Source organism: Microbacterium sp. TS-1 (assembly GCF_000509385.1).
Taxonomy (GTDB): Bacteria; Actinomycetota; Actinomycetes; order Actinomycetales; family Microbacteriaceae; genus Microbacterium; species Microbacterium arborescens.
Map to the genome: position 1 here is coordinate 783,047 of NZ_BASQ01000001.1, position 12,356 is coordinate 795,402.

Annotated in this window: 11 protein-coding genes; all 11 read right to left on the bottom strand. The window is 69.5% G+C overall.

Features of this window, described 5'->3' with window-relative positions:
* Positions 1-2 precede the first annotated feature (2 nt).
* The 11 genes from murC to MTS1_RS03760 all read right to left on the bottom strand — a co-directional run bounded on the left by murC (position 3) and on the right by MTS1_RS03760 (position 12,293).
* A complete protein-coding gene (gene murC / locus MTS1_RS03710) occupies positions 3-1,403 on the bottom strand; it encodes a UDP-N-acetylmuramate--L-alanine ligase (protein WP_036304613.1) in 1,401 nt (466 codons plus the stop codon).
* Positions 1,404-1,452: 49 nt separating this feature from the next.
* Complete coding sequence (locus MTS1_RS03715) at positions 1,453-2,526, bottom strand: glycosyltransferase (RefSeq protein ID WP_023951556.1); 1,074 nt, start codon at positions 2,524-2,526, stop codon at positions 1,453-1,455.
* Positions 2,527-2,536: 10 nt separating this feature from the next.
* On the bottom strand, positions 2,537-3,820 hold the full coding sequence (gene ftsW / locus MTS1_RS03720; protein WP_023951558.1) for a putative lipid II flippase FtsW: 1,284 nt from the start codon (positions 3,818-3,820) through the stop codon (positions 2,537-2,539).
* Positions 3,771-5,318, bottom strand: coding sequence for a UDP-N-acetylmuramoyl-L-alanine--D-glutamate ligase (gene murD, locus MTS1_RS03725; protein ID WP_023951560.1), 1,548 nt, complete (start codon positions 5,316-5,318; stop codon positions 3,771-3,773). The genes ftsW and murD overlap by 50 nt, the downstream gene beginning before the upstream one ends.
* Positions 5,315-6,424 carry a phospho-N-acetylmuramoyl-pentapeptide-transferase gene (gene mraY, locus MTS1_RS03730; RefSeq protein ID WP_023951562.1) on the bottom strand — a complete coding sequence of 370 codons (1,110 nt, stop codon included), beginning with the start codon at positions 6,422-6,424 and terminating at the stop codon, positions 5,315-5,317. The genes murD and mraY overlap by 4 nt, the downstream gene beginning before the upstream one ends.
* Positions 6,421-7,833 carry a UDP-N-acetylmuramoyl-tripeptide--D-alanyl-D-alanine ligase gene (murF, locus tag MTS1_RS03735; protein WP_023951564.1) on the bottom strand — a complete coding sequence of 471 codons (1,413 nt, stop codon included), beginning with the start codon at positions 7,831-7,833 and terminating at the stop codon, positions 6,421-6,423. The genes mraY and murF overlap by 4 nt, the downstream gene beginning before the upstream one ends.
* A gap of 28 nt (positions 7,834-7,861) precedes the next feature.
* A complete protein-coding gene (locus tag MTS1_RS03740) occupies positions 7,862-9,655 on the bottom strand; it encodes a penicillin-binding protein 2 (protein WP_023951566.1) in 1,794 nt (597 codons plus the stop codon).
* A 5-nt stretch (positions 9,656-9,660) separates the two neighbouring features.
* Complete coding sequence (locus MTS1_RS03745; RefSeq protein ID WP_023951568.1) at positions 9,661-10,281, bottom strand: hypothetical protein; 621 nt, start codon at positions 10,279-10,281, stop codon at positions 9,661-9,663.
* The gene (gene rsmH / locus MTS1_RS03750) at positions 10,278-11,237 is read right to left on the bottom strand and encodes a 16S rRNA (cytosine(1402)-N(4))-methyltransferase RsmH (protein ID WP_023951569.1); all 960 of its coding nucleotides are present in this window, start codon (positions 11,235-11,237) and stop codon (positions 10,278-10,280) included. Before rsmH ends, MTS1_RS03745 begins: the two co-directional genes overlap by 4 nt.
* 99 nt (positions 11,238-11,336) lie before the next feature.
* A complete protein-coding gene (mraZ, locus tag MTS1_RS03755) occupies positions 11,337-11,768 on the bottom strand; it encodes a division/cell wall cluster transcriptional repressor MraZ (RefSeq protein ID WP_023951570.1) in 432 nt (143 codons plus the stop codon).
* A 153-nt stretch (positions 11,769-11,921) separates the two neighbouring features.
* Positions 11,922-12,293, bottom strand: coding sequence for a DUF3040 domain-containing protein (locus MTS1_RS03760; RefSeq protein ID WP_023951571.1), 372 nt, complete (start codon positions 12,291-12,293; stop codon positions 11,922-11,924).
* Between the last annotated feature and the right edge of the window lie 63 nt (positions 12,294-12,356).

The following is a 12,356-nucleotide window of genomic DNA, read 5'->3' on the forward strand; positions in this document are numbered from 1 at the left end:
GACTAGTCCTCCGCCCGGGCGAGCGCGTCGAGCACCTGCGGGATGATCAGGTTCACGTTCCCGCAGCCCAGAGTGACGATGAAGTCGCCGTCGCGCGCGACACCGGCCGTGTAGTCCGCCGCTTCCTGCCAGTCGGCGACGAAGTGCACGCGGCCGGCGTCGGCGAACGCGCCGCTGACGAGCTCGCCGGTGACGCCGGGAACCGGGTCTTCGCGGGCCCCGTAGACGTCGAGGACGACGGTGTGGTCGGCATGCGTCTCGAGGACGTCGGCGAACTCGCGGAACATCTCCTGGGTCCGCGAGTAGGTGTGCGGCTGGTGAAGGGCGATGATGCGCCCGTCCCCCACGACCGTCCGTGCTGCGGAGAGCGCCGCCGCCACCTCGGTCGGGTGATGGGCGTAGTCGTCGTACACACTGACACCGCGCGTGACCCCGTGGAGCTCGAAGCGCCGCGCCGTGCCCCCGAAGCCCTCGACAGCGCGCAGCGCGCGCTCGAGCTCGTACCCGAGGGCGGTCAGCACCGCCACGGCTCCCGCGGCGTTGATCGCGTTGTGGGCGCCCGGCACCGAGAGGCGCCCGTGGACCGTCTCGTCGCCTCCGGTGAGCGAGAACGACACCGGACCGTCGGTCACGATGTCCGAGACCCGCACGTCCGCGTCGGCAGCCTCCCCGAACGTGATGACCCGCCGGTGCGTGAGTGCCGCCGCGACGCGGCCCGCACCGGGGTCGTCGGCCGAGATGACGACGGCTTCGCGGGCACCGTCGGCGAAGCGGACGAACCCGTCGTAGAACGCGTCGCGCGTCTGCCAGTGGTCCAGGTGATCCGGATCGACGTTGGTGATGAGCGCGATCGAGGTGTCGTAGAGCAGGAAGGTGCCGTCGGACTCGTCCGCTTCGATCACGAAGACATCGTCGTCGCCGGTCGCGCTCGAGACGCCCAGATCAGCGATGACGCCGCCGTTGACGAAGGTCGGACGGGTGCCGAGACCGCGCAGCGCCGTGACGATCATGCCGGTGGAGGTCGTCTTGCCGTGTGCTCCGGCCACCGAGACGAGCCGGCGGCCGCCGATGAGCCAGTGCAGCGCCTGCGAACGGTGGATGACGTGCAGCCCGCGCTCCTTGGCGAGGAGAAACTCCGGGTTCTCGGGCCAAATCGCTCCCGTGTGGACGACCGTGTCGGCGTCGTCGGGCAGGTGTGCCGCGTCGTGTCCGACGTGGACATCGGCTCCGCGGGCCGCGAGCGCGCGCATCGCGGGGCTGTCGGCACGGTCGGAGCCCGAGACGCGGATGCCGCGGTCGAGGAACATCCCGGCGAGGCCGGACATGCCCGATCCACCGATGCCGATGAAGTGCGCGGCGGTGATGTCGGCGGGGATCGGGAGGCTCAAGTCGGGTCTGATCATGACCCGTCAAGTCTAGGTCGCCCGGCTGAGAGGACCGCCCGCCACGCCCTCAGCGTCGCTGCGCCGCGTCGAGGAGTTCCACGACGTTGGCCGCCCCGTCGCGTATGCCGATCGACGCGGCAGCGCGCCGCATCCGGTCGAGCTCGTCACGGTCTCTCAGCAGGGGAACGACCTCCGAGCGCACGCGGTCGGGCGTGAAGTCGGCGTCGTCGATGGTGCGCGCAGCACCGGCTCGAACCGCTCCCGCGGCGTTCAGCGCCTGCTCGCCGTTGCCCACGGCATAGGGGACGTAAACCGCCGGTATGCCGAGCGCGCTGACCTCGCTCACGGTCGCCGCCCCCGAACGCGAGACCACGACGTCCGCGAGAGCGAACGCGAGATCCATCCGATCGAGGTACGGGACGACCCGGTAGTCGGGCGACGGCGCCTCGGACACCTCGTTGCGCTCCCCCGCGGCGTGCAGCACCTGCCAGCCGGCATCGACGATGTCCCGCCACGAACCCGTGAGCGCCTCGTTGAGCCGGCGTGCCCCCAGCGAGCCGCCGAAGACCAGGACGACCGGGCGCGCCGGGTCGAGACCGAAGGCGGCCGCGGCTTCGTCGCGCCGCGCTGAGCGATCGAGGTCGACGATCTCGCGGCGGAGCGGCATCCCGACCACCTGAGCACCGCGAAGCGGCGTCCCTTCGAACACGCTGCCGGTCGCGGCGGCCTTCCGCGCTCCGAGGACGTTGGCGAGGCCGGGACGCGCGTTCGCCTCGTGGACGACGTAGGGAACGCCCTCCCGGCGTGCGGCGACGTAGGCCGGGGCGGCCGCGTAGCCGCCGAATCCCGCGACGACATCGACGCCGCGTTCGCGGATGTAGGTGCGGACCTGCGCGACCGCCCGCAGCCAGCGAGCGGGGAACCGGACCGCGGCACCGTTCGGACGACGCGGGAACGGCACCTTATCGACGATGAGGAGTTCGTACCCGCGCTCGGGGACCAGACGCGACTCGAGGCCCTCGCGCGTACCCAGCACGAGAACGGTGTCGTCGGGACGTCGGGCGCGGAGTTCGTCGGCGACGGAGAGCAACGGGTTCACGTGTCCCGCTGTTCCGCCGCCCGCCAGAAGGTAGGTGGTCACCGGAACGAGCCTACCGGCGGGCGGACCCGGCCCGAGCGGGCACCGGCCGCGCCGGGCGCGCCCCCGAGGCCACGTCGAGCGCGGGCACGCGCACCGGCAGCGTTCGCGCGAACGACAGCAGCACTCCCGTGGCGAGCAGTCCGGAGACGAGCGAGGTGCCGCCCTGAGACATGAACGGCAGCGGGACGCCGAGGACCGGGAAGACGCGCAGCACGACGCCGATGTTGATGAGAGCCTGGCCCACGATCCAGATCGTGATGCCGCCCGCGACGATGCGCACGAACGGGTCGTTGGTCTTTCGGATGATGTGGAAGGCGCCGACGGCGTAGAGGGCGAACAGACCGAGCACGACGGCGCAGCCGATGAGCCCGAGCTCCTCCCCCACGATCGCGAAGATGTAGTCGTTCGCCGCGGCCGGCAGCCACTGGTACTTCTCGCGGGAGTTGCCCAGACCGAGCCCGAAGATCCCACCGCTCGCGAGGGCCCAGACGCCGTGGAGCGGCTGGTAGCACGAGCCCGCGTCGGCGAAGTAGCAGTCGGTCGAATCGACGTTGAGGAAGCTCATGATTCGAGCCATGCGGTTGGGGCTCGTCACCGCGAACACCGCGGCGGCCGCCACGACGAGGATCAGGGGGATCACGAACAGGCGCAGCTTGACGCCGGAGAAGAAGAGGCAGCCGAGAAGTATCGCCATGAGGATCATCGCCGTCCCCAGGTCGTGTCCGCCCATGACGGTGCCGATCACGAGCGTGCCGACGGGCACCACCGGTATGAACACGTGCTGCCACTTCGACAGGAGCGTCTGCTTGCGGTACAGCACGAACCCCAGCCAGATCGCGAGCGCGAGCTTGAGGAACTCCGACGGCTGCGCCTGGAACCCGAACAGGGAGATCCAGTTCGTGTTCCCGTCGTTGTGGACGCCCAGACCCGGGACGAAGACGAGCAGCTGCAGCGCGATGCCGAGGCCGAGCGCCGGCCACGCGATGCGCTTCCAGAACCGCAGCGGCATCCGGCCCGCGATGAACATGAGCGGGATGCCGAGGAGCGCGAAAACCGCCTGCTTGAGAACCGTCTCGAACGGACTCGCGTTCGCCGTCGCCATCGTGGCCGAGAGGACCATCACGAGACCGAAGCCGGTCAGGATGAGAGCGGTCGACGCGAGCAGCAGGAACTCGCTGGGTACCGGGGCGAAGACGCGCCCCAGTGACACGCGTGCGGCGAACCCGCTGCGCGCCGGGCCGTCGTCAGCGAGGTTCGTCGGTGGCGGCGTCGGGCGGCTCGGCGTCGTGGTCACCGTCTCCCCTTCCGATCCGTTCGCGCACGGCGTCCGCGAAGCGGCGACCGCGGTCTGCGTAGGAGGCGAACTGATCGAACGAGGCGGCTGCGGGAGCGAGGAGGACGACGTCTCCGGCACCCGCGACCTCGGCCGCCAGTTCGACGACCCGTGCCATGACATCCTCAGTCTGAGTCGCCTCGACCTCGATCACCGGAACCGCCGGGGCGTGTCGCGCGAACGCGGCGAGCACGGCCGTGCGGTCCTCACCGATGACGATGGCGGCCTTCGTCGCCGCGCCGCGCCCGGCGACGAGCGCGGAGATGTCGACACCCTTGAGAAGGCCGCCCACGACCCAGATCGCGCCCGGGAAGGCGGCAAGCGACGACGCCGCGGCGTGCGGGTTGGTCGCCTTGGAGTCGTCGACCCAGGTCACGCCCGCCACCCGGGCGACGACTTCGATCCGGTGGGGATCGAGGCGGAACGCCAGGACGGCGGCGCGGATGGCGGCCGGCTCGACGTCCAGGGATCGTGCGAGCGCGGCAGCGGCCAGGATGTTCGCGACGATGTGCGGAGCCGCGAGGTCTCGCGCCGCGAGCTCGGCGACCGTCGTCAGTTCGAGAGCCGAAGCGCGCCGATCCTCGTGGAAGGCGCGATCGACGAGGATGCCGTCGACGACGCCGAGATCGCTCGGGCCGGGCACGCCCAGGTCGAAGCCGATGGCGCGGCAGCCCTCGACGACCTCGGCCTCCTCGACCATCTCACGCGTGGCGACATCCGCCTTGTTGTAGACGCAGGCGACGCGGGTGTTCTCGTACACCACGGCCTTGGCGTCGCGATAGGCGGCGAACGAGCCGTGCCACTCGAGGTGGTCGTCCGCCAGGTTCAGGCAGACGCTCGCGTGCGGCGAGAGCCGATCGGGGCCTTCGGCCAGTCCCAGGTACCAGAGCTGGTGACTCGACACCTCGACGACCAGGACGTCGAAACCTCCCGGATCGCGGACCGCGTCGAGCACCGGCACGCCGATGTTGCCGCAGGGCGCGGCACGCAGTCCCCCGGCGGCGAGCATCGCGGCCGTGAGCTGCGTCGTGGTGGTCTTGCCGTTCGTGCCCGTGATGAGCACCCAGTCGGCTGGGCGTCCGTCGGGGCGGACGACCTTGTCGCGCACGCGCCATGCCAGTTCGATGTCGCCCCACACGGCGATGCCGCTCTCGCGCGCCCATCGGATGACGGGATGATGCGGCGGGAACCCGGGCGAGGCGACGATGACGTCGGGAGCGTGAGCCGCCACGGCGTCGGGGACGCTCTGCAGCGAGCCGTCATGCAGCGCGACGCCGATGACCGGCAGGAGCCGCACGTATTCGGCATCCGCTCCCTCTGTGGCCACGAGGACGTCAGCGCCGAGTTCGGCGAGGGTGTCGGCCACCGAGAAACCAGTGACCGAGAGTCCGAGGACCACGACGCGGAGGCCGCGCCAGTCGGCGTTCCAGCTCGTCAGGTCGTGCAGGCGCGCGGTCATACCGCCGCCAGCCAGGCCACGTAGAAGAGACCGACGCCGCCGACGGCGAGCATCCCGGCGATGATCCACATCCGCACGACGATCGTCACCTCGGGCCACCCGCGCATCTCGAGATGGTGGTGGAACGGGCTCATGAGGAAGAGGCGCTTACCGCCGGTCGCCTTGAAGTAGTACCGCTGGAGGATCACCGAGCCGGGGGCGATGATGAAGACGCCGGCGATGATGACCGCGAGCAGCTCGGTGCGCGAGAGCACGGCCATGGCGACGATGACGCCGCCGATTGCCATCGATCCGACGTCGCCCATGAAGATCTTGGCCTTCGGCGCGTTCCACCAGAGGAACCCGACGAGCGCGCCCACGAAGGACGCAGAGATGATCGTGAGGTCCATCGGATCGTTCGTCGTGTAGCACGCGGCCTCGTATGCCGGCACGAGCGCGCCGCTGGCGCACCGCTGCTGGAACTGCCAGAACGTCACGAGGCTGTACGCGGACACCGTGAAGATGCCCGCGCCGGTCGCGAGCCCGTCGAGACCATCGGTCAAGTTGGTGGCGTTGGACCACGCGACGGCTTGGAAGGAGATCCATGCGAGGTACAGGAGCCAGCCGGCGACACCGCCCAGCGCCATGAACGACAGCCAGTCGATGTCGCGGAACAGCGAGATGAAGGGGCGCCCGACCGGCTCACCGCCGTCGTTGGGCACGAGCAGGGCGAGGACTCCGAACGAGACGGCCACGATGACCTGTCCGGCGACCTTCCGCCATCCGGAGAGCCCGAGGCTTCGCTGCGAGCGGACCTTCATGTAGTCGTCGATGAATCCGACGATTCCCAGCCCGACCATCATCCAGATGACGAGCAGACCCGACATCGACGGCGGCGCGCCACCGGTCAGCGTGCCGACGAGGTAGCCGACGATCGTGCCGATGATGAAGATGATGCCGCCCATCGTGGGCGTCCCGCGCTTGGCGTGGTGGCTCGGGTTGGTCGCGTCGTCGGGCGTGCGGATGACCTGACCCCAGCCCAGCTTCTCGAAGAGCCGGATGAACAGGGGGGTCAGGAAGAGTGTGAACGCGAGGGAGATCGTCGCGGCCGTCAGCAGGGATCTCACGAGAAGAATTCTCCCAGACGATCACCGAGGTGCCGCAGTCCGGCGGAGTTCGACGACTTCACGAGCACGCGGTCACCGGCGCGCAGCTCCTCGATCAGGTAGTCGTAGGCGGCGTCGGCGTCCGCGAAGAACACCGCCTCGCCGTCCCAAGACCCCTCGCCGACGGCGGCGAGGTAGAGCCGACGCGCTTCGGCGCCGACGACGACGATCCGCTCGATCCGCAGACGGACCGCCTGCAGGCCGACCCGGTCGTGCTCATCGCCCGCGAACTCGCCGAGCTCGCTCATCGCGCCCAGCACCGCGACCTTGCGCTCGCCCGGCTGCGTGATCTGCGCGAGGGTGCGCAGCGCTGCGGCCATCGAGTCGGGGCTCGCGTTGTAGGCGTCGTTGATGATCCGCACCGAGTCCGACCCGAGCGGCTGCATCCGCCAGCGTTCGGCGATCTCGACGGTCTCGAGTCGCTCGACGGCATCCTCGAGCGCGACACCCAGCTCGAGAGCGGCGGTGATGGCAGCCAGCGCGTTCATGACGTGGTGCTCGCCGAGCACCCGGAGCCGCAACGGCATGCGCTGATCTCCGACGACGACGACGCAGGTCGTCCCCGACGCGTCCACCTCGACGTCGTCCGCTCGCACCTCGGCTGCGGCGCCCCGTCCGAACCAGCGGACGCGCACGCCGCGCGCTTCGGCGACTGCCGCCATCGTCGCGACGCGCGCGTCGTCGGCGTTGAGGACGGCCACGCCGCCGGGGCGGACCGCCTCGACCAGCTCGGTCTTGGCCTTCAGCGTCGCCTCGACGCCGCCGAAGCCGCCGGCGTGGGCCATGCCGACCATGAGCACCACTCCGACGTCCGGGGTCACGAGGCCCGCAAGACGCCTGATCTGACCCGAACCGTCGGCACCGAACTCGCTGACGAGGTAGCGGGTGTCGTCGGCGACGCGGAGCATGGTCAAGGGAGCACCCACGGAGTTGTTGAACGATGCCCGCGGCGCGACCGTCGGTCCCTCGCTCTCGAGGATGCGCGCGAGGAGGTTCTTCGTCGTGGTCTTGCCGTTGGAGCCGGTGATCCCCACGACACGGAGATCACCCGTCGCGCGCACGCGTCCGACCACCTCCCGAGCGAGGTCGGCCAGTGCCGTCACCGCGTCGGCGACGACGATCTGCGTGATGTCGGCATCGACGAGGTGCTCGACGATCGCGAGCGCGGCTCCGGCTTCGGCGGCCGCCGGCACGAAGAGGTGGCCGTCGGTGGCCTCGCCCGGCTTGGCCACGAAGAGGTCGCCCGGGCCGATGTTCCGCGAGTCCGTGTCGACCGTCCCCCCGACTCGGGTGTCGGGATAGTCGCCGCCGGCGACGTGGAGGGTGCCGGAGAGCACCCGGGCGATATCGGACAACGGAAGGGAGATCATGTTCAATCCTCGGACGCGCTCACGCGCATCACTGGGTCACGGGGAGCAGTGGCGTCTGCGAGTCGGACGGCATGATCCGGTAGTGCTTGAGCACCTGGGTCATGGCCTTCTGGAACGCCGGCCGGTTGGCTGCCGACAGACGCAGGGTCTTCGGCTCGTCGAATGCCGTCAGGACAACATACTTCGGATCGTCGGCGGGTGCGTAGCCGACCAGCGACGTGTAGTACAGGTTGTCCTTATATGCACCGGTGTTCGGGTCGACCTTCTGAGCGGTACCGGTCTTGCCCGCCATCCGGTATCCGGGGATCGCGATGTCATCGGCGAGCGTGCCCTGAGCGAAGACGTTCTCGAGCATCTCGCTGACCTGGGTCGCGGTGCTCTCTTTGATGACACGCACCGGCTCCGGCAGATCGGGCTTGGTGACCGTGCCGTCGGACGCCGTGCAGGACTCGACGAGGCTCAGCGGCTCACGCACACCGCCGTTGGCGATCGTCTGGTAGACCGATGCCACCTGCGGAGCCGTGACGGTGAACGCCTGACCGAACGTCGTCGTGTAGTAGGTCTGGTTGTCCCACTGGTCGGTCGGGATGTAGGTGCCCTTCGGCTCCCCCGACCAGTTGAGCGCCGTTCCCTCACCGACACCGAACTTCTTCAGGTACTCGAGCCGGGTCTCCGGGTCGACCTGCGAGCCGAACTGCGACAGAGCGACGTTCGACGAGGTGACGAGTCCCCCGGTGAGGGTCAGGTTCTGGGCCTCGTGGTGCTCCGAGTCGTTGACGACGGCGCCGTTGGGGAACTCCATCCGGTCGGGTGACCATGCGGTGGAGAGCGGCGTCAGGCCGGCCGCCTCGATCGCGGTCGCCGCCGTGACTGGCTTGAACGTCGAGCCCGGCTCGTACGAGTCGCGGAAGAGGCGGCTGCCCCGGTCCGCGGGATCGGATGCCGCGATGTCGTTGAGGTCGACGCTGGGATATTCGGCGGCGGCGCGGATCTTGCCGGTTGCGACCTCCACGACGAGGATCGACCCGCTCTCCGCCCCGAGGTTCTGGGTCTGCTCGGCGATCAGCTGCTGCATGTACCACTGCAGGTCGCGATCGATCGTGAGCTGCAGCGTCCCGCCGTTGACCGGTGCCGGGTCCTCGACCTCGGTGCCGGGGATGACGACGCCGTCGAGACCCCGCATGTAGCGGATCTTTCCGTCGCTGCTCTGCAGACACGAGTTCTGCAGGGCTTCCATCCCCTCGAGAGGCGTCTCGTCCGAGCCGACGAAGCCGATGACATTGCCCGCGACGGCACCGTCGGGGTAGGTGCGGTGCGGGTGAGGGTCGAAGCCGACGAAGGGCAGCTTGAGGTCGGCGAGGGCACGATACTGCTCGGTGGAGATCCCCCGCTCGAGGTAGGCGAAACGCGAGTCCGGGTCGGCGGCGACAGCGGTCGTGACGATGCTCTCGACCTCGGCGGCGTCCTGCCCGGTGACAGCGGCGATCTCGGCTGCCAGCTCGGGCCACGTGACCGTGATGGTCTGTCCGTCGTCGCTCTTGCGCTTGATTCCCTCGACCGCCAGCTTCGGGTCGATCTTCGCGTCGTAGACGGAGGTCGTCGTGGCCAGCGTCGCGCCGTTGGCGTCGGTGATGTCGCCGCGCGTGCCGAACAGGTCGGTCCCGGCCTCCATCGCGAGGTTGCGTGCGTCCGCCTCGTGCTCGTCGGCATTCACGACCTGGATGTCGACGAGCCGGACGATGAACGAGACGACGACGATCAGGACGACGAGGAGTGCGACGACCGTACGGCGGCGCGGACTGCGGGTGGCTCGTGTCGTCATGGTTCTCAGTGTGTGCTCGGGGCGGGCAATCCGTCTGCGATGGGCGGGGGTGTCGCATGATCGGCGCCCACCAGCTCGTCCGTGCTCGTGCCGCTCTCGAGGCTCGCGGCGGGGTCGGTCACCAGCGGAACCCCGGCGACGAGCGAGTTCGCCACGGCGGCGCGACCGAGGGCGTCGACGTTCGAGTGCGATCCGGCCGCACTCGCCGAGCCCAACACGGCGCCGTCGCTGAGCCGCAAGTAGCTCGGCGATTCGGCGATGACCATACCCAGTGCCGTCGCATTCGCCGCGAGGTACTGGGGCGAGGCGAGCCCGGCGAGGTCATCCTGGATGATCTGCTTCTGCCAGGTGAGCTGACGCTGCTGCTGCGAGAGCGCCGAGATCTCGTATGAGGTCTGCGTGGTGAGGATCGACAGCCCCATCTGGACTGCACCGATGAGAACGGCACCCGACACGGCGATGATGCCGTAGAGCATGCGGGGGCGGCGGCGGCGCGCGGCGCCGGTGACCAGCCGCAGATCGCGCTGGCGTTCGCGCTCACCCTCGCGCGGGAGCCGGCCGGGGACGCTCGCGAAGAAGTCGTCGCCGAGCGGTGAGGGGATGCGGGCGGTGTTGTCGGCGGTCACGAGGCCTCCCTCATCCGTTCCGCCGCGCGCAGCCGAACCGGCGTCGCGCGGGGATTGCGTTCACGTTCTTCCTCGGATGCCAGCTCCGCGCCTCGGACCAGCAGTCGGAACCGCGGCGCGTGCTCGGGCAGCTCGACCGGCAGACCGCTGGGCGCGGTCGAGGACGATGCCTCGGCCAGCACGCGCTTGACCGCGCGGTCCTCGAGCGACTGGTAGGACATCACGACGATGCGTCCGCCCACGGCGAGGGCCTCGAGCGCGGCGGGAAGCGCGCGCTCGAGCACCGCCAGCTCGGCGTTCACCTCGATGCGCAGCGCCTGGAACACGCGCTTGGCGGGGTGTCCCGCACGATCGCGCTGCACGGCGACCGGCGTCGCGGCGATGAGCACGTCGACGAGCTCGCCGGAACGGGTGAGCGGAGCACGGCCGCGGGCTTCGATGATCGCTCGCGCGTACCGCCCGGCCAGCTTCTCCTCGCCGTAGCGCTCGAAGATGCGACGCAGGTTGCCCTCGCTGTATGTCGCGAGGATGTCGGCTGCGGTCGTTCCCGCGGTCTGATCCATCCGCATGTCGAGGGGCGCGTCCTGCGCGTACGCGAATCCGCGGTCCGCTTCGTCGAGCTGCAGCGATGACACGCCCAGGTCGAACAGGATGCCGTCGACGCGGCGGATGCCGAGGGAGTCGAGCGCCTCGCGGATGCCGTCGTACACGGTGTGCACGAGGGCGACGCGGTCGCCGAACCGGGCGAGGCGCTCCCCCGCGATGCGGAGTGCGTCGGTGTCGCGGTCGAGCCCGACCAGCCGCACGCCCGGGAACCTCTCGAGAAGCGCCTCGGAGTGACCGCCCATGCCCTCGGTGGCATCGACGACGACGGCGCCCTCGCGCTGCAGGGCGGGGGCGAGCAGCTCGACGCAGCGGTCGAGCAGGACGGGGGTGTGGATGTCGTCGTTCGTCATGATCGTGGCGGGACGGCCCCGGAGCCCTGATCCCCCTCCGCTGCGACCTGACACCGGGGAAGTGCGTCAGGGCCAGCGGCTGAGGATCACGGCCACGGGTCAGAAGAGTCCGGGGATCACCTCCTGCTCCATGTCGGAGTAGGCGTCTTCGTTGCCGGCGGCGTAGGCGTTCCAGGCGTCGGCATCCCAGATCTCGGCGTGCGCGCCGACACCGGTCATCACCAGTTCGCGCCCCAGCCCGGCGTAGGTGCGCAGGTGCGGTGGGACGGTGATGCGGTTCTGGCTGTCGGGCTTCTCCGCGCTCGCGCCGGACAGGAACATGCGCTGGAAGTCACGGGCCTGCTTGTTCGTCAGGGGCGCTTCGCGGATGCGCTCGTACACGCGCTCGAACTCCACGGTGCTGAACACGTAGAGGCACCGCTCCTGGCCGCGCGTCACGACGACACCGGGGCCGAGGTCGTCGCGGAATTTGGCGGGGAGGATGACGCGGCCCTTCTCGTCGAGCTTGGGGGTGTGCGTGCCGAGAAGCATGGTGCTCCACCACCCCCTCCCGGCCCGTCGGTGCGCACCACTTTACTCCACTTTCCTCCACTTCACTATGGCAATGACGTCTGTTCCTCCCCCCGGAGCACAAAAAAGAGCACCGACCCGAAGGTCGGTGCTCTAAAGGTGAAGCGGGATACGTCAGCGTTCGCCGTTGCGACGATCCCATCGGTCGTTCATGCGATCCATGAAACTCGACGACCGGGCAGCAGGCTTTCGCGTGCCGGTCGTGGCAGTGGGACGGCTTGCGGTCCCGTTGCGAGAGGGCGTCAGCGCCAGGACGACGCCGCCGACCATCACGAGGAAGGCGACGACGCCGATTGCGATGATGCTGCTCGAGACACCGGCGATCAGCCCGCCGAGGCCGAGGAGGACGAGGACCGCTCCGTAGACGATGTTGCGGTAGCTGAGGGACTGACCTTCGCGCGGAGCACTGACGACGTCTGCTTCATTGCGCATGAGATGGCGTTCCATCTCGTCGAGCAGCCGCTGCTCCTGTTCTGACAGTGGCATGCATCCCCCTCTGTTCGGGTACCGGTGCGCCCGATTCTACGCGCGCTGATGAGAACTAGGCTA